This window comes from Pseudazoarcus sp. NS36 (genome assembly GCF_059703705.1).
Window position 1 is genome coordinate 78,168 of record NZ_BAAKJA010000009.1, and the last position, 24,519, is coordinate 102,686.

At 65.6% G+C, this 24,519-nt stretch carries 25 protein-coding genes and 1 pseudogene; 18 read left to right on the forward strand and 8 right to left on the reverse strand.

Going from position 1 to position 24,519, the window contains the following annotated elements; translation table 11 throughout:
• Positions 1-30 precede the first annotated feature (30 nt).
• The 3 genes from AC6H0R_RS14320 to AC6H0R_RS14330 are packed head-to-tail and all read left to right on the forward strand — an operon-like array spanning position 31 to position 3,957.
• Positions 31-1,950 carry a lytic transglycosylase domain-containing protein gene (locus tag AC6H0R_RS14320; RefSeq protein WP_497582044.1) on the forward strand — a complete coding sequence of 640 codons (1,920 nt, stop codon included), beginning with the start codon at positions 31-33 and terminating at the stop codon, positions 1,948-1,950.
• A 7-nt stretch (positions 1,951-1,957) separates the two neighbouring features.
• Complete coding sequence (locus AC6H0R_RS14325; RefSeq protein WP_497582045.1) at positions 1,958-2,875, forward strand: complex I NDUFA9 subunit family protein; 918 nt, start codon at positions 1,958-1,960, stop codon at positions 2,873-2,875.
• The gene (locus AC6H0R_RS14330; RefSeq protein ID WP_497582046.1) at positions 2,875-3,957 is read left to right on the forward strand and encodes a tRNA nucleotidyltransferase/poly(A) polymerase-related protein; all 1,083 of its coding nucleotides are present in this window, start codon (positions 2,875-2,877) and stop codon (positions 3,955-3,957) included. Before AC6H0R_RS14325 ends, AC6H0R_RS14330 begins: the two co-directional genes overlap by 1 nt.
• Here the strand turns inward: AC6H0R_RS14330 and AC6H0R_RS14335 are convergent.
• Positions 3,954-4,151 (reverse strand): DUF2905 family protein, encoded by a 198-nt coding sequence (locus AC6H0R_RS14335; protein ID WP_497582047.1) that lies wholly within the window; start codon positions 4,149-4,151, stop codon positions 3,954-3,956. The genes AC6H0R_RS14330 and AC6H0R_RS14335 overlap by 4 nt on opposite strands.
• A 49-nt stretch (positions 4,152-4,200) precedes the next feature.
• Here AC6H0R_RS14335 and AC6H0R_RS14340 point away from each other — a divergent pair, with 49 nt between their 5' ends.
• The 6 genes from AC6H0R_RS14340 (at position 4,201) to AC6H0R_RS14365 (ending at position 12,311) form a co-directional block, all read left to right on the forward strand.
• Positions 4,201-4,821, forward strand: coding sequence for a glutathione S-transferase family protein (locus tag AC6H0R_RS14340; protein ID WP_497582048.1), 621 nt, complete (start codon positions 4,201-4,203; stop codon positions 4,819-4,821).
• Between the two features lies 1 nt (position 4,822).
• A complete protein-coding gene (locus AC6H0R_RS14345) occupies positions 4,823-5,632 on the forward strand; it encodes an alpha/beta hydrolase (protein ID WP_497582049.1) in 810 nt (269 codons plus the stop codon).
• Positions 5,629-6,384: a pteridine reductase gene (locus AC6H0R_RS14350; protein ID WP_497582050.1), complete on the forward strand. Its 756-nt coding sequence runs from the start codon at positions 5,629-5,631 to the stop codon at positions 6,382-6,384. Before AC6H0R_RS14345 ends, AC6H0R_RS14350 begins: the two co-directional genes overlap by 4 nt.
• 25 nt (positions 6,385-6,409) lie before the next feature.
• Entirely contained in the window at positions 6,410-7,324 is a 915-nt protein-coding gene (ttcA, locus tag AC6H0R_RS14355) for a tRNA 2-thiocytidine(32) synthetase TtcA (RefSeq protein WP_497582051.1), read from the forward strand.
• A gap of 96 nt (positions 7,325-7,420) precedes the next feature.
• Positions 7,421-8,263: an FHA domain-containing protein gene (locus AC6H0R_RS14360; protein ID WP_497582052.1), complete on the forward strand. Its 843-nt coding sequence runs from the start codon at positions 7,421-7,423 to the stop codon at positions 8,261-8,263.
• A 160-nt stretch (positions 8,264-8,423) separates the two neighbouring features.
• A complete protein-coding gene (locus tag AC6H0R_RS14365) occupies positions 8,424-12,311 on the forward strand; it encodes a DUF3683 domain-containing protein (RefSeq protein WP_497582053.1) in 3,888 nt (1,295 codons plus the stop codon).
• Between the two features lie 7 nt (positions 12,312-12,318).
• Here AC6H0R_RS14365 and AC6H0R_RS14370 read toward each other — a convergent pair whose 3' ends face one another.
• Positions 12,319-12,924: a hypothetical protein gene (locus tag AC6H0R_RS14370; RefSeq protein ID WP_497582054.1), complete on the reverse strand. Its 606-nt coding sequence runs from the start codon at positions 12,922-12,924 to the stop codon at positions 12,319-12,321.
• 1 nt (position 12,925) lies between these two features.
• On the reverse strand, positions 12,926-13,573 hold the full coding sequence (pyrE, locus tag AC6H0R_RS14375) for an orotate phosphoribosyltransferase (protein ID WP_497582055.1): 648 nt from the start codon (positions 13,571-13,573) through the stop codon (positions 12,926-12,928).
• 30 nt (positions 13,574-13,603) lie between these two features.
• On the opposite strand from pyrE, the gene AC6H0R_RS14380 reads away from it, so the two are divergent.
• A complete protein-coding gene (locus tag AC6H0R_RS14380) occupies positions 13,604-14,386 on the forward strand; it encodes an exodeoxyribonuclease III (protein ID WP_497582056.1) in 783 nt (260 codons plus the stop codon).
• Between the two features lie 64 nt (positions 14,387-14,450).
• On the opposite strand, the gene AC6H0R_RS14385 is transcribed toward AC6H0R_RS14380, so the two are convergent.
• Entirely contained in the window at positions 14,451-15,521 is a 1,071-nt protein-coding gene (locus AC6H0R_RS14385; protein ID WP_497582057.1) for a hypothetical protein, read from the reverse strand.
• A gap of 368 nt (positions 15,522-15,889) precedes the next feature.
• On the opposite strand from AC6H0R_RS14385, the gene AC6H0R_RS14390 reads away from it, so the two are divergent.
• Positions 15,890-16,441 carry a hypoxanthine-guanine phosphoribosyltransferase gene (locus tag AC6H0R_RS14390; RefSeq protein WP_497582058.1) on the forward strand — a complete coding sequence of 184 codons (552 nt, stop codon included), beginning with the start codon at positions 15,890-15,892 and terminating at the stop codon, positions 16,439-16,441.
• Between the two features lie 5 nt (positions 16,442-16,446).
• Entirely contained in the window at positions 16,447-16,779 is a 333-nt protein-coding gene (locus AC6H0R_RS14395) for a DUF1840 domain-containing protein (RefSeq protein ID WP_497582059.1), read from the forward strand.
• 3 nt (positions 16,780-16,782) lie between these two features.
• Here AC6H0R_RS14395 and AC6H0R_RS14400 read toward each other — a convergent pair whose 3' ends face one another.
• Positions 16,783-17,088 (reverse strand): putative quinol monooxygenase, encoded by a 306-nt coding sequence (locus tag AC6H0R_RS14400; protein ID WP_497582060.1) that lies wholly within the window; start codon positions 17,086-17,088, stop codon positions 16,783-16,785.
• A gap of 86 nt (positions 17,089-17,174) precedes the next feature.
• Between AC6H0R_RS14400 and AC6H0R_RS14405 the strand changes: the two genes are divergently transcribed.
• The gene (locus AC6H0R_RS14405) at positions 17,175-17,594 is read left to right on the forward strand and encodes a VOC family protein (protein ID WP_497582061.1); all 420 of its coding nucleotides are present in this window, start codon (positions 17,175-17,177) and stop codon (positions 17,592-17,594) included.
• 4 nt (positions 17,595-17,598) lie between these two features.
• Here the strand turns inward: AC6H0R_RS14405 and AC6H0R_RS14410 are convergent, their stop codons facing one another.
• Positions 17,599-18,369 carry an EAL domain-containing protein gene (locus tag AC6H0R_RS14410; RefSeq protein ID WP_497582062.1) on the reverse strand — a complete coding sequence of 257 codons (771 nt, stop codon included), beginning with the start codon at positions 18,367-18,369 and terminating at the stop codon, positions 17,599-17,601.
• 134 nt (positions 18,370-18,503) lie between these two features.
• On the opposite strand from AC6H0R_RS14410, the gene AC6H0R_RS14415 reads away from it, so the two are divergent.
• Positions 18,504-18,692 (forward strand): hypothetical protein, encoded by a 189-nt coding sequence (locus AC6H0R_RS14415; RefSeq protein ID WP_497582063.1) that lies wholly within the window; start codon positions 18,504-18,506, stop codon positions 18,690-18,692.
• A gap of 70 nt (positions 18,693-18,762) precedes the next feature.
• A complete protein-coding gene (locus tag AC6H0R_RS14420) occupies positions 18,763-19,389 on the forward strand; it encodes an N-acetylmuramoyl-L-alanine amidase (RefSeq protein WP_497582064.1) in 627 nt (208 codons plus the stop codon).
• Here AC6H0R_RS14420 and murB read toward each other — a convergent pair.
• Positions 19,361-20,437 (reverse strand): UDP-N-acetylmuramate dehydrogenase, encoded by a 1,077-nt coding sequence (gene murB, locus AC6H0R_RS14425; protein ID WP_497582093.1) that lies wholly within the window; start codon positions 20,435-20,437, stop codon positions 19,361-19,363. The two genes, AC6H0R_RS14420 and murB, sit on opposite strands and share 29 nt — an antisense overlap.
• Positions 20,438-20,440: 3 nt before the next feature.
• Positions 20,441-20,857, reverse strand: a pseudogene (locus tag AC6H0R_RS14430) (PACE efflux transporter); the annotation flags it as partial.
• Between the two features lie 160 nt (positions 20,858-21,017).
• On the opposite strand from AC6H0R_RS14430, the gene AC6H0R_RS14435 reads away from it, so the two are divergent.
• The 3 genes from AC6H0R_RS14435 (at position 21,018) to AC6H0R_RS14445 (ending at position 24,519) form a co-directional block, all read left to right on the forward strand.
• A complete protein-coding gene (locus AC6H0R_RS14435) occupies positions 21,018-22,310 on the forward strand; it encodes an MFS transporter (RefSeq protein ID WP_497582065.1) in 1,293 nt (430 codons plus the stop codon).
• A 45-nt stretch (positions 22,311-22,355) separates the two neighbouring features.
• The gene (locus AC6H0R_RS14440) at positions 22,356-23,129 is read left to right on the forward strand and encodes an ABC transporter ATP-binding protein (protein ID WP_497582066.1); all 774 of its coding nucleotides are present in this window, start codon (positions 22,356-22,358) and stop codon (positions 23,127-23,129) included.
• A gap of 670 nt (positions 23,130-23,799) precedes the next feature.
• Positions 23,800-24,519 (forward strand): ABC transporter ATP-binding protein, encoded by a 720-nt coding sequence (locus AC6H0R_RS14445; protein WP_497582067.1) that lies wholly within the window; start codon positions 23,800-23,802, stop codon positions 24,517-24,519.

The following is a 24,519-nucleotide window of genomic DNA, read 5'->3' on the forward strand; positions in this document are numbered from 1 at the left end:
TGGCCTCGTTCCGACAGCAATAGTGGAAACATGAAACACATCCTCATCGGCCTCACCCTCCTGACTGTCTGCGGCGTCTCGATTGCGCAAACCCTGCCCGGAGACAGCCGCATTCTAGCGGCGCGCGACGCACTGCGAACCGGCGATCGCATCACCCTCGAACGCCTCGCCGCCGTTTCCGATTCACGCCACCCGCTGGATCACTACGTCGAATACTGGCTGCTGCTGAACCGGCTGGCGCGTCCCGATCCGGCGCCGCGTGCCGACATCGCGGCCTGGCTTGCCAGCTACCCCGACACCGTACCGGCTACTCGCCTGCGCGCACAGTGGCTGCGCCGGTTGGCCAAGGACGGCGACTGGTCCGGCTATCTGAGCGTATTCGCCCAACACACCGACAAGGACGAAGAGCTGCACTGTCTGGCCTGGCAGGCCCGGCTCGCGCTGGGCGACACGGCGGTGCTCGACGAGGCTGCACAGGTCTTTGCCAGCCTCACGCAGAACCACCCGGCCTGCGACCCGGTGTTCGAGGCCGCCGTCCAGAAAGGCCGGGTCGGAGAAGACGACGCATGGTGGCGCTTCCGGCGTCAGATCGACAGCCGCCAGCCCGAGACCGCACGCCGCACGCTGCAATGGCTCAACGTTGATCCACGCCCCTTCGGCCGTGCCCTGTCGCATCCGGCCGACTACTTCGACCGCTTGCCGAGCGACTTCGCCAAGACCCGTGCCGGCCGCGAGATGGCGCTGGCCTCGCTGGTGCGTCTGGCACGCAACGACGTACCGCCCGCGCACGTGCGCTTTCTGCGGCGCTTCGAGAACTTCAACGTCGAAGAGCGCAAGTGGATGTACTCCGTGCTGGGCTACATGGGCGCGCTGTCTCGCCTGCCACTGACCAACGAATGGTATGCCGCCGCCGCAGATGTACCGATGAGTGCCGTACAGCGCGAGTGGCGCGTGCGTGCCGCGCTGCGCGCCGAAGACTGGCCGCTGGTCGAACACAGCATCGACCGCCTGCACGCTTCCGAACAGACTGCGACCGAATGGGTGTTCTGGCGCGCCCGCGCCCGCACTGCGCAAGGCGACCGGCCGGCGGCCGAGCGCCTGTTCCGCCAGATCGCGGACGGTCACGGCTTCTACCCGATGCTGGCCGCCGAGGAACTGGGACGGCGCTTTGCCCTGAACGGCACACGCGATGCCATCAGCCCGGCCGACAAGTCGCGTGCAGCGGCGGACTCCGGCATCCACGCAGCACTGACCCTCTACCGCCTGGGCCTGGACACCGAGGCCGTGCGCGAATGGATTCACGCGCTGCGCGGCAAGAGCCGCGACTTCATGGTCGCTGCCGCCCATGTGGCGCTCGACCACGGTCTGCTCGACCGCGCCATCAACACCGCCGAACTGGCCGACGCCGGCACTAACTTCGAGATCCGCTTCCTGACGCCTTTCCGCGAGCTGATCGAACCGCAAGCGCTCCAACAACAGGTCGATCTGGCCTGGATCTACGGCCTGATGCGACAGGAAAGCCGCTTCAACATCCCGGCCCGCTCGGGTGCCGGCGCACGTGGCCTGATGCAGGTCATGCCCGAAACGGGGCGACTGGTCGCGCGGCAGATCGGGCTCAAGGGCTACACCCCCCGCATGCTCAACGACCCGGAAACCAACGTGCTGCTCGGCACCAGCTACATGCGCATGATTCTCAACGATCTGGAGCAACATCCGGTGCTGGCTTCCGCCGGCTACAATGCGGGGCCCAACCGCGCGCAACGCTGGCGCGGGGAAAGACCGATCGAAGGGGCGATCTATGTAGCCACCATCCCGATCGACGAAACCAGGGACTACGTCCAGAAGGTACTCGTGAACAAGGTCGTGTACGCCGCGCTGCTCGAAGGTCGCCCGCAGTCGCTGCGCGAACGGCTGGGCATCATTCCGCCGGCCGTTGTACCCAACCCCTGAGGCTGCCATGCAATCACGACGCATCCTGATCACCGGCGGCAGCGGCTTTCTCGGCAGCGCCATCGTGCGCCGACTGGCCGGCCCCGGTACGCAACTGGTCATCCCGACGCGGGACGCAGCTCGCGCTGCGCATCTGAGCGGTCTTCCCGGTGTCGAGATCGTCACGGCCGACATCCATGAGCCGGCCACGCTGCAGCGTCTGGCTGAAGGCACGCAGGCGGCCATCAACCTCGTCGGCGTGCTGCACTCGAAGTCCGGCTCACCGTGGGGCCCTGACTTCGAGCGCGCCCACGTTGCGCTGCCACGCTCGCTCGTTGCCGCCTGCCATCAGGCTGGCACGGCGCGGCTGATCCACGTCAGTGCGCTGGGCGCAGACCGCTATGGCCCCTCGGAATACCAACGCTCCAAGGCTGCCGGTGAAGACGTCATCCAGGACGGGGCCGCGCCGCCGCTGTCGACCATCCTGCGTCCGTCGGTGGTATTCGGGCCCGGCGACAGCTTTCTCAACCTGTTCGCGCAGCTGACCAGGTTCATTCCAGTGCTGCCGCTGGCCGGCGCCGGTACGCGCTTCCAGCCGGTATTCGTCGGCGACGTAGCCGAGGTGGTTGCGCGCTGCATTGATGACACCGCGAGCGCACACCAGTGCTTTGACCTGGCCGGCCCGAGCACCTACACGCTGGCCGATCTGGTGCGCTATGTGTGTCAGCTCACCGGCCGCCGCCGGCTGGTGTTCGGCCTGCCCGAACCGCTGGCGATGCTGCAGGCGGCAGGCATGGAGCTGCTGCCCAAGCCGCCGATGAGCCGCGACAACGTGCGCTCGCTGCGCCGTGACAACGTCACCGCCGGGCCTCCGCTCCCCTTCGGTCTGACCCCGACTGCGCTCGAAGACATTGCTCCCGGCTATCTCGCCGGCGACACGCACTGATGCGGGCCTACATCGTCGGCGGCGCCGTGCGCGACGCCTTGCTCGGCCTGCCGGTGCGCGACCGCGACTGGGTGGTGGTCGGCGCCACCCCGCAGGATATGGCGGCCGCCGGCTATCGTCCGGTCGGCAAGGACTTTCCGGTGTTCCTGCACCCGGACACCCATGAGGAATACGCGCTGGCGCGCACCGAGCGCAAGACTGCGCCGGGCTACAAGGGCTTCACCTTCCACACCTCGCCGGACGTCACGCTGGAAGAAGACCTCGCACGCCGCGACCTGACCATCAACGCCATGGCGCGGGATGAAACGGGCACCATCACCGACCCCTTCGGAGGCCGGCGCGATCTGGAGGCGCGCATCCTGCGCCACGTCAGCCCGGCCTTCGCCGAAGACCCGCTGCGCATCCTGCGCGTGGCGCGCTTCGCAGCCCGTTTTGATGCGTTTGCAGTGGCGCCCGAAACCATGGCGCTGATGCGCGACATCGTCACCGCCGGCGAGGTCGAACACCTGGTCGCCGAACGCGTATGGCAGGAAGTGGCCCGCGGGCTGATGGAAGATCACCCGCAGCGCATGTTCGAGGTTCTGCGCGAGAGCGGCGCCTTGGCACGCCTGCTGCCTGAACTCGACGTCCAACCGCAAGCCGGACGTGACGCGCTGTACGCGCGCCTGCAGCGCAGCGTCGCCCGAAGCGCCCCGCTCGAGCAGCGCTGGGCACTGGTGCTGCAGCCGTTTGATGCAGACACCGCGCGCGAGGTATCGGAGCGCCTCAAGGTCCCGAACGAGGCGCGCGATCTGGCCGTGATGCTGGCGCGCGAGTCCGCAGCCTTGCAGACCGAGGCAGCCGAGCCCGAAACGGCGCTCGACCTGCTGGTGCGTTGCGACGCGCTGCGCCGACCGGAGCGTTTCGCAGCGCTGCTCGACACGGCCCACGACAGCGACGCGGGATTCGAAACCGACACATGGCGCACCGCGCTGCGGGCCGCTGCCGGCGTGGATGCCGGCGCGATTGCCGCCGCCTGCAGTGACAAGCGTGAAATTCCGCAGCACGTGCGCGCAGCACGCATTGCGGCCATTTCAGGCTAGATCGACCAGAGCAACAGCAGCGCTATGCCCGACAGCAGCACCGTCGTGGTAAACGGAAAATGATAGGGTTTGCCGCGGAACTTCAGGTGCACGTCACCGGGCAGCTGGCCAAGACGCAGATGGCGCGCCAGCGTCGCGCGGAACAAGCCGGTGACGAGCACGATGACAAGGATGACGATCAGCCATTTCAACATCCCGCATTAGACCTCGAAGCACCGTAACCCGCCAACCCGGAAGGACGCCATGATCACGCTGTACACCTGGAGCACCCCGAACGGCCGCAAGGTCTCGATTGCACTTGAAGAGCTGGACCTGCCCTATGCCGTGAAGACCATCAACATCACGCGCGACGAGCAGTTTGCGCCGGACTTCCTCGCCATCAGCCCGAACAACAAGATTCCGGCCATCGTCGACACCGACGGGCCCGATGGCCAGCCGATCTCGCTGTTTGAATCCGGCGCGATCCTGCTCTATCTGGCTGAGAAAACCGGCAAGCTGCTGCCGGCCGATGCACGTGGGCGTCACCAGACACTGGAATGGCTGATGATGCAGATGGCTTCGGTCGGCCCGATGATGGGCCAGGCCCACCACTTCCTGCGTTTCGCGCCCGAAGACGTACCCTACGCGAGAAAGCGCTATTCGGCCGAGACACGCCGCCTCTATGGCGTGCTCGACCGCCGGCTGGCCGGGCATGAATGGCTTGCGGCGGACCAGTACACGATTGCCGACATCGCCACCTACCCCTGGATCGCGCGCCACGAATGGCAAAAGGTTGATCTCGCTGACTTCCCCAACGTGAAGCGCTGGTATGACGCCATCGGCGCTCGCCCGGCCGTCGTGCGCGGCATGGCGGTGCCGGGCTGACATGGGCGCACGTCAGCTCGAACACCTCGTGCGCGCACCAAACGCAGCAACCGGCCAGCCACCGCTGCTGTTCGTGCATGGCGCCTACACCGGCGCCTGGTGCTGGGACGAGCACTTCCTGCCCTTCTTCGCAGCGCATGGCTACACCGCGCACGCCTTGTCGCTGTCCGGCCACGGCAAGAGCGAGGGGCGCGAAGAGCTGGACAGCCTGAAGCTGGCCGACTACGTCGACGATGTCCTCAACACCCTGGCCGAGTTGCCCACGGCACCCGTGCTGATCGGCCACTCGATGGGTGGGCTGGTCGTGCAGAAGGTGCTCGAACACACCTCCGTGCCGGGTGCCGCACTGCTGTGCGCCGTGCCGCCCCATGGGCTCGGCCCTTCTGCCATGCGCATGCTGCTGCAGCAGCCGAGCCTGCTGATCACGCTGAACGCCATGCTCGCCGGACGCGAGCCGGCAATCGACCATGTGCGCGAAGCACTGTTCCACCAGGCTCTCGACGAGGCCCGACTGGCGAGCTACGTCGCTCGCTGCCAGCCCGAATCGGCGCGCGCCATCTGGGACATGACGGCCTTCGACCTGCCGCGCACGCGTGACATGCATCGCGTGCCGATGCTGATTCTCGGGGCTGAACACGACCGCCTGATTTCGCCGGACGAGGTCAAGGCGACCGGTCGGGCGTTCGACACGCCGGCCGAAATCCTGCCCGGCTTCGGTCACGCGTTGATGCTCGAACCCGAATGGGAACGCCCCGCGCAGCGCATCCTCACATGGCTGGCCACGCTTCCCTCTGCCGGAGCTTCGACATGAACCCGTCCCCCGTGATCCTCGTCACCGGCTCCGCACGACGCGTCGGCGCGGCCATCGCACGTGCGTTGCATGGTGCCGGCGCGCGCATCGTCCTGCACTATCGCAGCGCCGCCGGGGCCGCCGAAGCCCTGGCCGCCGAACTCAACACCGCCCGTCCGGGCTCAGCCACCTGCGTGCGCGGCAACCTGGCGCATGCCGGCGAACCGGAGCGCATCGCGGCCGATGCCCTGGCGGCCTTCGGCCGGATCGACGGACTGGTCAACAACGCGTCGAGCTTTTTCCCGACCGCGCTCGGCAGCATCGACGACGCAGCCTGGAACGATCTGATCGGCTCCAACCTGAGGGGGCCGCTGTTCCTGAGCCAGGCGCTGACACCTGCGCTGCGCACGGCCGGCGGCGCCATCGTCAACATCATCGACATCCACGCCGAACGGCCGCTGGCCGGCTATGCGCTGTACTGCACGGCCAAGGCCGGGCTGCTCGGCATGACGCGCGCGCTGGCGGTGGAGCTGGCGCCGCAGGTGCGCGTCAACGGCGTATCGCCCGGCCCCATCGAGTGGCCCGACGACGGGCAGTTTCCGGCGCAAGAGCGCGACGCCATCGTGGCCGACACCCTGCTCGGGCACGAAGGGCGCCCCGAGGACATTGCCGGCGCGGTGCGTTACCTGCTGCTCGATGCGCCGTATGTGACCGGCCAGATCCTTGCCGTGGACGGCGGACGCAGCGCCCACCTGAAGACCCCGGGCGTATAATTCCCGGTCTGACGGAGGACTTGCTGTGAACGCACCCGAAGGCGCCATCGGCGTCGGAGAGAACCGATTCTCGAACACCTTTCTGCGGCTCAAGAAGAAGCTTGAGCGCGGGGTCGGCGAGGCCATCGGCGACTTCGACATGATCGGCAACGGCGACACCGTGATGGTGTGCATCTCGGGCGGGAAGGACTCGTACACCTTGCTGTCGTGCCTGCTCGCGCTGCGCGAACGCGCGCCGGTCGATTTCCGCATCATCGCGATGAACCTCGACCAGAAGCAGCCCGGCTTCCCGGCTGACATCCTGCCGGCCTACTTCGAGTCCATCGGCGTCGAATACCGCATCGTCAGCGAAGACACCTACTCCATCGTCAAGGACAAGATTCCCGAGGGCAAGACCACCTGTTCGCTGTGCTCACGCCTGCGCCGCGGCATCATCTACCGCACGGCGCGTGAACTGGGCGCGACCAGGATCGCGCTGGGCCACCACCGCGACGACATTCTCGAGACCTTTTTCCTGAACCTCTTCTTCGGCGGGCGACTCAAAGCCATGCCCCCGAAACTGGTCAGCGACGACGGCGAACATGTGGTGATCCGGCCGCTGGCGTACTGCACCGAAGCGGACATCGCGCGCTTTGCGCGCACGATGGAATTCCCGATCATTCCGTGCAATCTCTGCGGTTCGCAGGAGAACGCCCAACGCCGCCAGATCAAGGCCATGCTGCAAGGCTGGGCACGGGAACATCCGGGACGTATCGAGTCGATCTTCACCGCCATGCGCCAGGCCGTGCCGTCCCATCTGATGGACGCCGAGCTGTTTGACTTCCGGGGCCTGACGAACGCCACCGTGGTCGCCGAAGGCGATACTGCCTTCGACCCGCCGGAGTTGCCGAAGACGCCCTTCGGCGGCCTGCAGATCGTGGCCGGACAACACAACTCGTAACGCGATGAAAAATCACGTTGCGAGTCTGGAAATATTTGAACATCATGGAGTCGGCCGCAGCAGGCGTGGCGACCAGCCCCTCAAGAACCCACGATCATGGACACCGCTATGCCTACCTGCATCCTGATGGCTCAGCTTCTCGGCGGACCTTCACCGGTTGCCTCGGCCGCCGCGTCCGCCACCCGACACGCGCTCGACCGCGCGCGCAACCGCATGAAGCTCGCGCTGGAGGCCCACGGCGGCACGCCCCAGGGCAGCTCGGGCGACGATCTCTGTGCCCTGTTCGCGTCGGCGGATGCAGCCGCGCTGGCCGCCTGCGAGATGATCGAACGGGTGTATCAACTGCCGCCGTCGAGCGGCGCCCGCTTCGGCGTCCGGGCGGCCATCCACGTCGCGGCCGACGGTGCTGCGGCAAACACTGAACTTGCCCGTCTGGCAAGCCTGGCCCGGCCTGCCGAAGCGCTGGTCAGCGCGGCGGCAGCGTCGCTGATCAGTTCCTCCACCCGTCAGTTTGCTCGCGCCAAGGCTGTGGAAGACCCCGCGCTGGGCGATGGCCTGCTCGCGCTGTTGCGGCACGCCGCTCTGGCCGGAACCGCCGAGAGCAACGAGCGCCGCCCGCCGCGGCTGCGCGTGCGGCATCAGGGCCGCACGCTCTACGTCGATGCGCAGCACCCGAGCCTGATGCTGGGGCGCGAGCCGGACAACGATCTGGTACTGGACGACCCGCGCGCCTCGCGCCGCCATGCCCGCATCGACTTCCGGGACGACCGCTTCGCGCTGGTCGACCACAGCAGCAACGGCTCATGGGTGGCGCCGGCCAGCGGCAGCGCAATCTTCCTCAAGGGCGAAGAAGCCGAACTGCCGCTGCACGGCCGCATCGGCCTGGGCTTCCCGGCCGGCGAAGGCGAGGCCAATCTAGTCGACTTCGAGATCCACTGATCAAGCGCCGCACGAAGCAAAGCGGCGCGCCCATTGAGGTGCGCCGCTTTTTTCATGCAAATCAATACCCTGCACGCCTCATGGCTTTGTTTCCGGCGCTTGATGCAGCGCAGTACGTTACAATTGCCCCCTGCTCTGCAGTTTCAAGCCCGCACCCACCATGACCCAGCGCCTGCGCGAAATTCCGTACAACTACACCTCGTTTTCCGACCGCGAGATCGTGATCCGCCTGCTCGGCGCCAACGCATGGGAAGCGCTGGACAGCCTGCGCGCAGAGCGCATCACCGGCCGCTCGGCACGCATGCTGTACGAAGTGCTCGGCGACATCTGGGTGGTGCAGCGCAACCCCTACCTGCAGGATGACCTGCTGGCGAACCGTGATCGGCGTGAGGCGCTGATCGGTGCCATGCACCACCGCCTGCGCGAAGTCGAGAAACGTCGCCAGGAAAGCGCCGCCGAAGACCCCGAGCGCTCGGCCCGCGTGGCCATGCTGGTCAATGCGGCAGAGACGGCCGTAAGCGGCTTCGCCCGGTTTTTCGAAGACACCGGCGCGCTGCGCAAGCGCGTCGAAAAGACGCTGGCACGCCACACCCGGCGTGACAACATCTGCTTCGACGGCCATGCGCGCGTCTCGCACGTTACCGATGCCACCGACTGGCGCGTCGAGTACCCCTTCGTGGTGCTCTACCCGGACACCGAAGAGGAAATGGCGCCGCTGGTGCGCGACTGTATCGAGCTCGGCCTGACCATCATTCCGCGCGGCGGCGGCACGGGCTATACCGGCGGTGCGATCCCGCTGGACGCCAAGTCCGTGGTCATCAACACCGAGAAACTGATCGATCTTGGCGCGGTGGAAGAGTCGCTGCTGCCTGGACTCGCCACTCCGGTGCCAACCATCCGCACCGGCGCCGGCGTCGTCACCGCCCGCGTGGCCGAAGCCGCAGGTGCCGCCGGACGAGTGTTCGCAGTCGACCCGACTTCTGCCGAAGCCTCCTGTATCGGCGGCAACATCGCCATGAACGCCGGCGGCAAGAAGGCCGTGCTGTGGGGTACCGCGCTCGACAACCTGGCCTGGTGGAAAATGGTCACGCCGGACGGCGACTGGCTGGAAGTCGAACGCCTCAACCACAATCTCGGCAAGATCCACGAGCAGGAAACGGTCGAGTTCCGCCTGCGCCGCTTCGACCCCACAGGCCGCAAGCAGCTCGCCGAGGAAGTCATCACGATGCCCGGCGCGAGCTGTCGCAAGACCGGGCTTGGCAAGGACGTCACCGACAAGTTTCTCGGCGGCGTGCCGGGCGTGCAGAAGGAAGGCACGGACGGGCTGATCGTCGCGGCCCGCTGGGTGCTGCACAAGATGCCGCCGCATACGCGCACGGTGTGCCTGGAATTTTTCGGGCAGGTACGCGAGGCCGTGCCATCCATCGTCGAGATCACCGACTACTTCAAGCCCGGCGGCGAAGGCCATGCCGCCGGTGTGCAACTGGCCGGTCTGGAGCATCTGGACGAGCGTTATGTGAAGGCGGTCGGCTACTCGACCAAGGCCAAGCGTCATGGCCGGCCCAAGATGGTGCTGGTCGGCGACATCGTCGGCCACGACGAGAAGGCCGTGATGGGGGCCGCCTCGGAAGTCGTGCGCATGTGCAATTCGCGCGGCGCCGAAGGCTTCATCGCCGCCTCGGACGAGCAGCGCAAGCGCTTCTGGCTCGACCGCTCGCGCACTGCCGCGATCTCGAAACACACCAACGCCTTCAAGATCAACGAAGACGTGGTGATTCCGCTCAATCGCATGGGCGACTATTGCGACGCCATCGAGCGCATCAACATCGAGCTGTCGACGGCCAACAAGCTGGCGCTGTGCGATGCGCTGGCCGAGTGCGTGGCCGGCGACCTGCCGCTCAACCGCGGCGATTCCGACCTAGACAAGGAAGCGCTGATCGGCGACTGCCGGCAGGCCGCGCTCGACACCATCGCCGAGATCCGCGCACGCTGGCAGTGGCTGCTCGACAACCTCGATACGCCGCTGGCCGAGGCCGAGCCGGCCTTCTCGGGCCTGGGCATTGCCGCCACCGAATTCACCAACCGCGCTGCCGACCCGGTGCTGTTCCACCGCCTGCAGGACTACTCCATCCGCATCTCGTGGAAGACCGAGCTCCAGCCGCGCCTGGACAAGATCTTTGACGGCGTGGTGTTCGACCCGGTGCGCGAGCAGATCAAGGCAGTACACCGCGAGGTGCTGCGCGGCCGGGTGTTCGTGGCGCTGCACATGCACGCCGGTGACGGCAACGTGCACACCAACATCCCGGTGAACTCGGATCACTACGAGATGCTGACCACGGCCAACCGCACGGTCGATCGCATCATGGCGATTGCGCGCGCACTCGACGGCGTGATCTCGGGCGAACACGGCATCGGCATCACCAAGCTCGACTATCTCACCGACGACGAGATGGCCGGCTTCTGGGCGTACAAGAAGAAGGTCGACCCGAAAGGTCACTTCAACCGCGGCAAACTGATGCGCGACGGCGAGTCCAGCGCCAACCTCGATCTGGCCTACACCCCCAGCTTCAGCCTGATGGGGCATGAGTCGCTGATCATGGAGCAGACCGAGATCGGCGAAATCGCGCGCGACATCAAGGACTGCCTGCGCTGCGGCAAGTGCAAGCCGGTGTGCTCGACCCACGTGCCGCGCGCCAACCTGCTGTACAGCCCGCGCAACAAGATCCTCAGCACTTCGCTGCTGATCGAGGCCATGCTCTACGAGGAGCAGACCCGTCGCGGCGTCTCACTCGCCCACTGGGCCGAGTTCGAAGACGTGGGCGACCACTGCACGGTCTGCCACAAGTGCGAGAAGCCCTGTCCGGTGGACATCGACTTCGGCGACGTATCCATCAAGATGCGCAACCTGCTGCGCAAGCAGGGTAAGAAATCGTTCAACCCCGGCACCAAGGCTGCGATGGCCTTCCTCACCGCTAAGGATCCTGCGACGATCAAGCTGATCCGCAAGGGCATGATCGAGTGGGGTTACGCCGCACAGCGCCTGGGTCACCGCATCGGCAAGTCACTGGGCTTGATCCAGGCACAGGTCAAGGCGCCGCCGGCTACGCTCGGCAAGGCGTCCATCAAGGCCCAGGTGATCCACTTCATCAACAAGCCGATGCCGGGCAACCTGCCCAAACGCACCAGCCGCGCGCTGCTCGACATCGAGGACGACAAGGTCATCCCGGTCATCCGCAACCCGCAGATCAAGCGCGACGACTCCGAGGCCGTGTTCTACTTCCCCGGCTGCGGCTCCGAGCGCCTGTTCAGCCAGGTCGGCTTGGCCACCCAGGCCATGCTGTATCACGTCGGCACCACCACGGTGCTGCCGCCTGGCTACCTGTGCTGCGGCTATCCGCAGACCTCGGCCGGCTTCGAGGACAAGGGTCTGCAGATCACCACCGACAACCGCGTGCTGTTCCACCGCGTCGCCAACACGCTGAACTACCTCGACATCAAGACCGTGATCGTGTCCTGCGGCACCTGCATGGATCAGCTCATGAAGTATCAGTTCGAGCAGATCTTCCCGGGCTGCCGATTGCTCGACATCCACGAGTACCTGATGGAAAAGGGCGTGAAGCTCGAAGGCATCGAAGGCACGCGCTACATGTACCACGAGCCCTGCCACACACCGATGAAGCAGTACTCCGGCATCAAGGTAGCCAACGAGCTGATGGGTACGCGCGTGGATCTGAATGACCGCTGTTGCGGCGAATCCGGCACGCTGGCCGCTTCACGCGCCGACATCTCGACGCAAGTGCGTTTCCGCAAGCAGGAAGAAATCGAGAAGGGTGCCGCCGCCTTGCGTGACGGGGACAACGCGATGCCGGTGAAGGTGCTGACGTCCTGCCCGAGCTGCCTGCAGGGCCTGTCGCGCTATGCCGACGATGGCAAGGTGGATGCGGACTACATCGTGGTCGAGATCGCCAAGCACACCCTTGGCGAGCAATGGATGCCCGAGTACGTGCAACGCATCAATCAGGGCGGGATCGAGCGGGTACTGCTCTAGGGCAAGGTCAGCGCTTGCGCTTCTCGGCCAGCAGCTCGGCGTAGCGTCGCCGGTCGCGCGCAAAGCGTTCCTGCACGGCCTCCCGCTCCTTGAGCTTGCCTTGCAGCAGACGCTGGTAGATGCCGCGCTCGTTGTCGATGTCGGTGCGCGCCAGACGGTGACGGTGGGTGACCTGATCCGGCCGAAGCGAGGCGATCAACTGATCGAGCTTGGTCTCCTCCTCGTCCAGCTCCGTCAGGCGCTTGCGGATGTCGTTGATCATCGTATCGATGTCGGCCAGGGACCTGGCTTCACGCGCGTCGATGTCGTCCAGCCCGCCGTACGTATCGAGCAGCGCGGTATCCGTGCGCCGCTGTATTTCGCGCTCGGCCTCCAGCTCCGCCTCGCGCTGCTTTTCAGCCTCGATGCGGGCCCGCTCTTCGCGCGTAAGCGGCGCCGCCACCACCCGCAGTACCGTTCCGCGCGGGGAAATCTCGCGATACTCGCGCCCGTAGCATGCGTGCGGCAGCACGTCGGCGCAGATTGACTGCCCGTTTGCACCCTGACAGCAATAGATATTGCCCTTGTTGGCAGCGGCCAGCGACGGCAGCAGCCCGACAAGAAGACACACCACTCTAGGCAGCCACGTCGACGCCATAACGATCCCGATAGCCCTGCACCGCCTCAAGATTGGCAACCAGATCGGCACTGCCGGACAGATAGCCGATGAGGTCTTCCAGGGTCGCCACGGCCACCACCGGAATACCGAAAGTGGCACTGACTTCCTGTACGGCGGATTGATGGGTGCTGCCCCGCTCCATGCGGTCCAGCGCAATCACCACACCGGCGGGCTCAGCCCCGGCCGCGCGGATGATGTTCACGGATTCACGTACCGAGGTACCGGCCGAAATCACGTCGTCGAGAATCAACACACGGCCCGACAAAGGCGCGCCGACCAGCGTGCCGCCCTCGCCATGATCCTTGGCTTCCTTGCGGTTGAAGGCAAAGGGCAGGTTCACACCTTCTTCCGCGAGACGAATGGCTACGCCGGCAACCAACGGAATGCCCTTGTAGGCCGGGCCGAACAGCATGTCGCACGGCACGCCGGACTCGCGAATGGCGCGCGCATAGAAACCACACAGTGCACGAAAGGATTCGCCGTCGTTGAAGAGACCGGCATTGAAGAAGTACGGGGAGTCACGCCCCGCCTTGGTAATGAAGGAACCGAAACGCAACACGCCCTTGTCACAGGCGAGTGCGATGAAATCGCGGCTAAAATCCATGTCCGGCCAATCAGCAAGGTAACCCGAAGCATGTTACGCGTCATCACAGCCAACCTCAACGGCATCCGATCGGCCCAGCGCAAGGGCTTTTTCGACTGGCTGCCGCAGCAAGAAGCGGACTTCGTGTGCCTGCAGGAACTCAAGGCGCAGGCGCCCGACATAACGACGGAAATGCTCAACCCGGGGGAATACTACGGCTACTTTCACTACGCCGAGAAGAAGGGCTACAGCGGCGTCGGCATTTATTCACGGCGGCAGCCCGATCAGGTCATCGAAGGCCTCGGTGTGCCCGAGATCGACGCCGAAGGCCGCTACCTTGAGCTGGTGTGCGGCAATCTCTCGGTGATCTCGGTGTACGTGCCATCCGGCTCCAGCGGAGATGTCCGCCAGGAGGCCAAGTTTGCCTTCATGGAGAAGTTCTTCCGCCATCTCGCCGAGCTCGCCAAATGCGGGCGCGAAGTCGTTCTGTGCGGCGACTGGAACATCGCGCACAAGGAAATTGATCTGAAAAACTGGCGCTCCAACCAGAAGAACTCCGGATTCCTGCCCGAGGAGCGCGCCTGGCTCACGCGCGTGCTCGACGAACTCGGCTGGGTCGACGTCTACCGCCGCCTGCACCCGGACACCACGGCCGAGGCCTACACCTGGTGGTCCAATCGCGGACAGGCCTGGGCCAACAACGTGGGATGGCGACTCGACTACCAGCTCACCACCCCCGGTATCGCCGCTGGCGTGAAGGCCGCGTCGATCTACAAGGACGAGCGTTTCTCCGACCACGCACCGCTGACCATCGACTACGCTTTCGGCGACTGAAACCTGCGCCGTAAACGAAAAAAGCCGCGCCCGAAGGCGCGGCTTTTCTTTTCCTGAAAACCGATCAGGCGGCTTTCTTGCGGTTGGCTTCGAGCCAGCCGTCCACCGTGGCGACGATTTCGTCGACAGCGGCGTTCTTCATGCCTTTCTGGGCGGCCAGCAGTTGCACCACGCGGTCGACACGCTCGATGTTGGTCGCACCGGCGGCGAGCGCACGGGCAGCCGACGACGGGCTACCCAGCGACTGGGCGGCGTCAGCGTACTTCTGGAACGGCACGAGGTCGTCACGGTTGGCGCCGAGCGCCACGCAAACGTCCATCACCCACTCGTAGATCGCGCGCGAGGCTTCGATGTCGCCATGCACAGCTTCCTTGATCGGGCGAACGCCGTCTTTCATGACGCAACGGTAGTTACCGGCGAGCAGCATGGCCCACTTGGCCAGCGGCACGTAGATCGACTCGTTGGCCTTGAGCTTGACCGGCAGCTCCAGCTTCTCACCGTTGTAGTCCAGACGGGCAGCGGCGATGTCAGCGTCGAGATCGCGAACGATCTGGGTGTGAGCGTCGTTCTCGAACGGAGCGCACTTGAAGTTCGTCGGCAGACGAACCTGCAGCACGTTGACCTTTTCTTCGGGCGGACGGAAAGCCTGCGGGTCCGGGCTGCACAGGGTCATCAGCTTCGGATCGATGACGTCCCACACGGTAGCGTCGGCATAGCAGTCGCGCAGCAGGTTGGCGTCGATACCCGGGATACGGGCGATGAACGGCAGCGGCGGCATGTTCATGATCGACATGCACGGCACGCCGGCCTTGGCGATCTCACCCAGCAGCTCGCGCACGCCCGGCGAACGGTACTGCGGCTCTTGCATGGCCAGACCGACCAGGTCGTACTCGGACGGGTTGATGGCGCTCGGCACGTCGGCAGAGATCTTGCCCGGCAGCTTCTTCGAGTCGATCTCGACGAGGCCTTCACGACCACGCATCGGCATGCGCACGATGGAGCCTTCGGCGTTGATCAGCTCGGCTTCGGCCGGCAGGCAGACCAGTTTGACCGAGTGACCGGCCATGGCCATTTTGACCCCCAACAGGGAACCGTAGGAGGCTCCGAGGATCAGGACGTTGTACTTCTTGCTCATGTACTACTCCTTCAAGGTTACAAACGAAAATCAGAAAATAGCTTTGCCGACGCACCTCGGGCGTCGGCTGAAATTCGATGGTCCGGTTCGGGCACACAACGCAGATGGTGGTCGGTGCCGCGCGAACAGGGCGTTCTGGCAGGAGATGCGGCGCTCTTGTTGAGCCAGCGGCGAATCCTGCGCCCCGCAAAGCGGTGGGTATTGCGAGCCATGTTACTGATATTTTTCAGCACGGCCAAGGGAACCGATTATATCCGTAGTTGTACGAATGTCACGACCCCCTTACCCCCTTTGCAGAAGCCGCGCCAACCGTGGCTTCCGACCTGACTCGGGTAGAATCCGCCGCACCGCCTGTAGGAGCCGGCTTGATGAATCTGGACGAAATCCAACGCATTCGCAGCGAAGCCGACTGCCTGGTGTCGCCCGACTCCATCGATGCAGCCATCGACCGCCTGGCAGGCGAGATTACCGCTGCGCTGGCCGACGCCAACCCCATCGTCTTCGTCGTCATGAACGGCGGCGTGATCTTCTCCGGTCGTCTGCTGCCGAAGCTGCCCTTCCCGCTCGAAACCAGCTATCTGCACGCTACCCGCTACGGCGACCGCTGCCGCGGCGAAGGCCTCGAATGGCGCGCCCAGCCCGCTCAACCGGTACGCGGACGCACCGTGCTGGTGCTCGACGACATCCTCGACGAAGGCCATACGCTGCACGCCATCCTCGATCACCTGCGCACCGGGGGCGCCCGCCGGGTACTCTCCGGCGTGCTGGTGCACAAACAACATGATCGCAAGGCCGTGCCCGGCATGCGCGCCGACTTCACCGGCGTCGACGTCGCTGATCGCTTCCTGTTCGGCTGCGGCATGGATTACAAAGGTTACTGGCGCAACTCGCCCGGCATCTACGCAGTCAAGGGAATGTAACAACTATGGTCATCACCTTCCGCTCACGCGCCGCAGCCGACGTCATCATGCTCGGCGACAACGCCCGCCAGCTCCTGAAAGTGCTCGGCAAGGACTCCGACAGCACACGGGGCATTGTCACCGTCGAACAACTCCCCGAAGCCATTGCCCGCCTCGAACAAGCCATCGAGGCAGACCGCGAACGCGCTCGCGCCGCCGAACGCGCCCAGCCCGATGAAGACGAAGACGCCCCGAAAGGCATGGCCGCTGCGGTCAACCTGCACCAACGCGGCTGGCCACTGCTCGACATGCTCCAGACCTCGCTCGCCGAAAAGACGCCGGTTACCTGGGGCAGTTGAGCCTCAGCGCTCGCCCGGATTCCTTGCCACAACGTCAGCCCGCAGCACGGAAGTCTCGACCAGCAGGTCGGCGATGAGCGGGCGGCTGTTGAGGTAGTGCTCCGTCTGCTTGTGGATCTCCAGCGCCTCGGGGCTGGTGTAGATCTCGTACAGGTAGAAGGTGTTGGGCTCCTGCTGCGCTTCGAGCACGTCGAAGGTCAGGCAGCCGGCTTCGTGTTCGACCGAGGCGCGGGCGTTGGGGAGCATGGCGGCGAGATAGGCGTCGCGTGCGCCCTCGCGAATCACGTTCTTGACCACGATGCAGTACATCTTTCCTCCTTGCGTTGGCATCCGTGTCGGGGGCTGGCACCATAACATGCACCTATCGACACAACGCAAACCCGAAGGAAAGTGACATGAGCAAACGCCCCGCCCCGTTCAATGGCCTGCGTCATCTGGCACTGGTAGTGCCGAACCTGGAAGAGTGCGAGCGCTTCTACGTGGACATCATCGGCATGCAGGTGCTGCGCCGCGCCAGCCCGAATCTGGTGTATCTGACGCTGGGCAACGACAACCTGTCGCTCGGCCGCAGCCGCAAGGGCGAGGCGACCGGCGTGCAGTATCTGGATCACTTCGGCTTCATCGTAGACACGCAAGAGCAGCTGCAGGAGTGGTACGAGTTCATGCAGGCGCAAGGGGTGAATGTGCTCGACACGCCGCATGATCACGGCGACGGCGCGCGCAGCTTCCACATCACTGACCCGGCTGGAAACGTCATCCAGCCCATCTACCATCCGGCCATTTCGGGCCAGAAATTCAGCGCACCGGCAAGCTGAGCCCTCAGCCCATGATCAGGGCAGGGTCGACTTCGGCAAGTGCCTGAAAGGCCGGGCGGGCAAAGTAATAGCCTTGGAAAAGCTCCACTCCGAGGTCGCGCAGCACCGCGTATTCGGCCGCCGTTTCGACGCCCTCGGCGATCACCGCAATCTCGAGATCGCGCGCCATCTGCAGGATGCCGCGCGTGATGGCCACGCGACACCGGTCCGCATCAATGCCGCGGATCAGCCCCATGTCGAGCTTGATCAGATCAGACTGGAACTCAGCGAGCAGCCCCAGGCCGGCATAACCTGCGCCAAAATCGTCAATTGCGGTGCGAAAACCCTGACCCTGGTAGTGCTCTAGGATGTTGCGCAGATGCGGGTGGTCTTCGATGCGCTCACCCTCGGTCACCTCGAAGATGATCCGATCGATCGGGAAGCCGTACTTCTCGGCCGCATGGAGCGTGGTGCGGATGCACAACTCCGGGCGATACACGGCATTGGGCAGGAAGTTGATGCTGAGCAGGCAGCTCATGCCGAGTTCGGCCGCCAGCCGGATGGCCTTTACGCGGCAGGCCTGATCGAAACGGTAGCGGTTGCTGTCATTGACGTGGGCAAACACGCTGCCTGCGCCCTCGCCATTCAGCCCCCGCACCAGGGCTTCATGAGCGAAAATCTCGCCGTTGGTGGCGTTAACGATGGGCTGAAAGGCCATCGTGAAATCGAAATCCAGTCCGGCGCCCTCAAGGCACTCCGAACAACCGAGCTGACGGAAATCGACGGGTTTCTGCATGGACACTCCCGGGTACGCACAAGCGGCCCGCCATCACGACGGTCTGGAACCATTACAAACAAAAGCACTCTGCCCTGCAAGCGCCCCATGGTGGGGCAAAGCACGGTCCGACCCGACCATCACGAGGTGCCCGCATGAACGGCCCCAGCAAGAAAAAGCCATTCCGGATATTCATCGACGACGTGAAGATCCGCCACACGTCCCACTGGGACGAGGACTTCATGAGCCGCGAGGAACTCGAAGCGGCGTATGCCGTGCCCACCGATAAAACGCCGTCCACGCCAGCCAACCCCGCTGACGAAAAAGATGCCGAGAAGGACTGACCCGCGTCTCTTTTGCGCAGCATTCGCTCTGGCGTGCGCTGCGTCAGCGAGTGCTGCGGAACCACCACTGGTGGCCGTCGACATCGGCCACACGCTCGATGCACCCGGCGCCATTTCGGCACGCGGGCGCAGTGAGCTGGAATTCAACCGTGATCTGGCGCTGAAGGTGGTCGATGCCCTGCAGGCGCTCGGCTTGCGCAGTGTGCTGGTGAATGCAGACGGCCGTATCGAATCACTGCAGGCGCGCCCGGCCGGCGTGCCGCAGGCGGACTTCTTCCTGTCCATCCACCACGATTCGACCAACGCGTCGGAGCTGAACGAATGGGAGTGGATGGGCACGCAGCAGACCTTCTCCGACCGCTGGGCCGGGCATTCGATGTTCGTATCCACGCGCAACCCGGATCTGGATACCAGCCTGCTGTGCGGGCGCGCCATCGGCGCCCGGCTGCAGCGCGCCGGCTTCGTCCCCACGGACAAGAACGCGCGACGACGCGCCTACCTCGACGCCGAGCACGCGGTGCATGCCTTTGACAACCTGATCGTGCTGTACCGCGCGCTGCAGCCGGCGCTGCTGTTCGAGGCCGGCGTGATCAAGCACCGCGATGAAGAACTGCTGCTGCGTGACGAGGCGCGTCAGACGCGCATGGCGAGCGAAATTGCCACCGGCCTCAAGGCCTGCCTGACAACGGAGCGCTGACGAACTGCGGCTCCGCTTCCAGCTCCACCCCGAACTGCTGCGCCACATCGGCGCGGATGGCGTCGGCGATGCGCCGCACGTCTGCGCCGGTGGCGCCGCCGCGATTGACCAGCACCAGCGCCTGCCGCTCGTAGCTGCCCACCGGACCCAGATCGCGCCCCTTCCAGCCGGCACGCTCGATCAACCAGCCGGCGGCGATCTTGGCGCTGCCATCGGTCTGCGGATAGGCCGGAAGTTCCGGGTGCGCTGCATGCAGGCGCGCCAGCGTGGCCGCATCGACCAGCGGGTTCTTGAAGAAGCTGCCGGCGTTGCCGAGTTCGGCCGGGTCGGGCAGTTTGCGGCGGCGGATCGCGATGACCGCGTCCGACACGTCACGCGGCAACGGCTCGGCCAGACCGTTGCGGGCCAGTTCCGCAGCCAGCTCGGCGTAGCCGGTGACCGGCCGCCAGCTTTTGGGCAGCCGGAACGTGACCGAGGTGATCAGCCAACGCCCGGCCTCCTCGCGTTTGAACACGCTATCGCGGTAGCCGAAGCGGCAATCGTCGCGCGAAAAGCGGCGAGAGCTGCCATCGGCCAGCGACACCGCTTCGAGGTGGTCAAAGCGCTCGGCCAACTCCAGCCCGTAGGCGCCGATGTTCTGGATCGGCGCGGCGCCGACCGTACCGGGAATCAGCGACAGGTTCTCCAACCCGCCCCAGCCCTGCTCCAGCGTCCAGCGCACGAAGTCGTGCCAGTGTTCGCCGCCGCCGGCGCGTACCAGGATGGCGTCGTCGTCTTCACCGACCCGCTCGCGCCCGGCAATGGCCACCCGCAGCACCCGGCCGGGGAAGTCGCCGTCGAACACGACATTGCTGCCCCCGCCCAGCACCATCCGCGGCGAGTCCGCCCAATCCGGGCGGGCGATCAGGGAGGCGAGCTGCTGAGGACTTTCAATCACCGCCAACTGCGCGGCGCGCGAGGGCAGACCAAGCGTGTTGAGGGCGCTCAGATCGGCGTTTTCCGTAACGTCCGGACTGGCCGGCAGCGGCGTCTGCGGAATCGGGAACATGCGGTCGTACCCGAGGTTGAACACGAAGGCGTAGGCCACGTAGGACAGTGCCAGACCGATGTCTGCGATCAGCGCGGTAAGCCAGTCCATGCCGGTCAGCCACATGATCACCGGCAAGGACAGCGTCAGCAGCCCGCCCTCGAAACCCAGCGCATGCAGCACGCGCAGGCGTAGGGGGCGCTGGTCGGCCTGACGGCCGGTAAGGCGCCCTTCGCACCAGTCAAAGGCCGTGTTGTAACAGCCGTTCCAGACCGCCGCGATGAGCGCGATCAACACCATCAGCCAGATCGACTCGGTCAGCGGCACGCCGCTCAGCCACACGAAGGGCGGCGTGATCAGCAACAAACCGCCGACTTCGAAAAGCGCGATCTGGCGCACACGGTCGGCAAAGGAGCGGAGACGAGGGCGGGTTTTGTTCACTGCGGCTGGAATTTACAATGGCTTCGGTCACGCTTGAGTGCGTGGCACCCTCGCATGCGTTTGCGGCACCGCCGCAGCGCATTCCCCAAGCCGCCCGCGGACACCCCGCAAGCGGCCTCAACGACCGGCGACCGGCCGATCCAAGGCGACAGACTCTAGCATGCTTCCCCACCTCCTCCCCATCGCCTCCCTGATGCTCGGCACAGCGCTGCTGCTGCTTGGTAACGGGCTGATGTCGACGCTGATCGCGCTGCGCGGCAACCTCGAAGGTTTCAGCGATCAGTTGCTGGGTTTCATGGGCTCGGCCTACTTCGTCGGCTTCCTGCTCGGCACCTGGGTGGTGCCGCCGATGATCCGGCGCATCGGCCACATCCGCGCCTTCGCCTATTTCGCCTCGACCATCGCCGCGGTCATCCTGCTGCACTCGCTGATCGTCAACGCCGCAGTGTGGCTGCTGCTGCGGCTGGTGATGGGCCTGGCGCTGGTCGGCTTCTATACCGTCATCGAAAGCTGGCTCAACAGCCGCAGCGCGCCCGAGCAGCGCGGCCAGATCTTCGCGGTGTACATGGTGGTGACCATGTCGGCGCTGGCCGCCGCACAGCAACTGCTGCACTTCGCTTCGCCCGACAGCTTCGTGCTGTTCTCGATTGCCGCCGTGCTGGTGTGCCTGTCGGTACTGCCGCTGTCGTCCACCCGCCAGCCACAGCCCGAAATCCATCGTTTGCCGCGCCTGACCGTCGGCAAGTTGTGGGCCGCCGCGCCGGCAGCCGTCGTCGGCGCCGTGGTGTCGGGCCTGTCCATCGGCACCTTCTGGAGCATGGCGCCGCTGTACGCCGCCCGCCTCGGTCTGGACGCCAGCGGCGTGGCCATGCTGATGACGGTCACGATTGTCGGCGGCGCCCTGCTGCAACTGCCGCTCGGCCGACTGTCCGACCGCTACGACCGGCGCCATGTCCTCGCGCTGGCCGCCGCGGCCGGCTCCGTCGGCGCAGTGCTGATGGCCGTGTTCGGCGGCTCAAGCGGCGCCTTGCTGGCTTGTGCCTTCCTGTTCGGCGGCACGGCCTTTGCGGTGTACCCGATTACCGTCGCCCACCTGATCGACCACCTGCCGCAGGAGCAGATTCTGTCCGGCAACGCCGGCATGCTGCTGTTGCACGGCATCGGCGCGGTTTTCGGCCCGACCATCGCCGGCGTGATGATGGCCGTCGGCGGCGCCCCGGCGCTGCCGGTGTTCTTCGCGCTGACGCTCGCGCCGCTGGCTGCGTTCGTGATGCTGCGGGCTCGTGGCCACACCGACGACATCGTCGATGAAGCCGCGCAGTTTGTACCGATGATCCGCACCACCGCGGCAGCCGCCGAGATCGTCACCGCCGTCGAGGAGCACCGTCTGGAGCACCCCGCACCCGACACCGGACCCGAGGCCGCCGCTCCGAGCCGCGAAACTGGCACCTGAAGCCACGTTCGGGCCAGAATACGGCGACGCCCCTCGGACCCGCGCATGCTCGAACTCGACCACATCGTGAAAACCTTCGGCGGCTTTCGGGCCGTCGATGGCTGTTCACTGCGCGTCAGCCAGGGCGAAATTCTCGGCCTGATCGGCCCCAACGGCGCCGGCAAGACCACGCTGTTCAACCTCATCGCCGGCGCCTTTGCCCCCGACTCTGGCCGCATCCGCTTTCTCGACGCGGACATCACCACCCTGCCTACCGCCGCCCGCTTTCACCGTGGGCTGGTCCGCACCTTCCAGATCCCGCACGAATTCCACCGCCTGACCGCGCTCGAGAACCTGATGATGGTCCCGCCCGGCCAGCCGGGCGAACGCCTGTTCGCCAACTGGTTCGACTGGAAGAGGGTGCGTGCGCGGGAAACCGAGGTGCGCGAGCGCGCCATGGCCACGCTGGAATTCCTCGAACTCACGCCGGTCGCTGATGAACTGGCCGGCCACCTCTCCGGCGGCCAGAAGAAGCTGCTCGAACTGGGCCGCACGATGATGACCGAGGCCCGGCTGGTACTGCTCGACGAACCCGCCGCCGGCGTCAACCGCACCCTGCTGCGCAAGCTCGAAGAAAAGATCGAAATCCTCAACCGCGAGCGCGGCTACACCTTCATCCTGATCGAGCACGACATGGAGATGATCGCCCGCCTGTGCGGCCGCGTCGCCTGCATGGCCGAGGGGCGCGTGCTGATCGAGGGTGGTTTCGCGACCGTGCGTAACGATGCGCGGGTACTGGAGGCATATCTCGGTGAGCATGTCAGGGAGGACGAGGCATGAACCTCGGTCCCTTCACATGCGTACCCCGCAGGGCCGTCCATCGCGACTCCATGCCTCGACCGGCCGGGAGTTCGCCCCGGCGGGCGACCTACTTTCTTGTGATGCAACAAGAAAGTAGGCAAAGAAGTGCACCCCGCCGTCTCGGCCCTTCGGGCTTCCCTCGCTCCGGGCGGTTTCACCGGCCGGTCCTGAACTCGCTTCGCTCAGACAGCAGGACCGGACTGCCCCGGCGAAACCACCCTGCACTCGGCGAGCCAGAGGGGATGAGGGCGCCCACAGAGCCGCTCAAACAACAAACTGGCGACTACGGACAGATCACGTCTTGTTTACCCCTCCCTTCTGAGCCGCTAAGCGAAGAGTGCTCACGGCGGGGCCTTCCGGCCTTGCTGTTTGAGCGAAGCGAGTTCGCAAGGCCGGCCGCCGGGAGTGCTCGTAGCGAAGGAACCCCGAAGGGGCGGCGAGGAGGGCGCGTTTCTTTGCTTCCTTTCTTGCCGCGCAGCAAGAAAGGAAGTCGCCTGCCGGGGCGAAATCCCGGCCAGTCGAGGCCAATCGCCGGCAACTCGCGCTGCACAAGCTGCGTGGGCCACATAAGCGCAGCGCATGTGACAGCGGCCGCTGCCGGATGCGCTGACGCTTATCCGGCCTACGACGTCATGCCGAGGGGTGACGCATGAGCGCCCCCCTGCTCACCATGGAAGCCGTACGCGGCGGCTACGGCGAGGCCGACATCCTTGACGGGGTCAGCCTGCAGGTCGATGCGGGCGAGATCGTCGTCATCGTAGGCCCCAACGGTGCGGGCAAATCCACCGCAATGAAGGCCGTGTTCGGCCTGCTGACGGTGCGCGGCGGGCGCATCGTGTTCGACGGTGACGACATCACCGGCTGGGCGCCCGACCGCATCGTGCGGCGCGGCATCTGCTTCGTGCCGCAGGTGGACAACGTGTTCCGCGACATGAGCGTGCACGAGAACCTGGAGATGGGCGCCTTTCTGCGGCGCGGCGACCTGTCCGCCGCCTACGAGCGCGTCTACACGCTGTTCCCCGACCTGCGCGACAAACGCCGCACGCTGGCCGGCAACCTGTCGGGCGGCCAGCGCCAGATGGTGGCCATGGGCCGTGCGCTGATGCTGGAACCGAAACTGTTGCTGCTCGACGAGCCCACGGCCGGGCTGTCGCCCAAGTACATGGAGCAGATCTTCCAGATCACGCGCGACGTGCGTGACACCGGCGTGGCCATTCTGTTGGTAGAGCAGCACGCCAAGCAGGCGCTGGCTTTCTGCGACCGCGGCTACGTGCTGACCACCGGCGCCAACCGCTGCGATGGCACCGGCGCCGAGCTGCTGGCCGACCCGGAAGTGGTGCAACTCTTCCTCGGCGGAACGGCGGGCTGA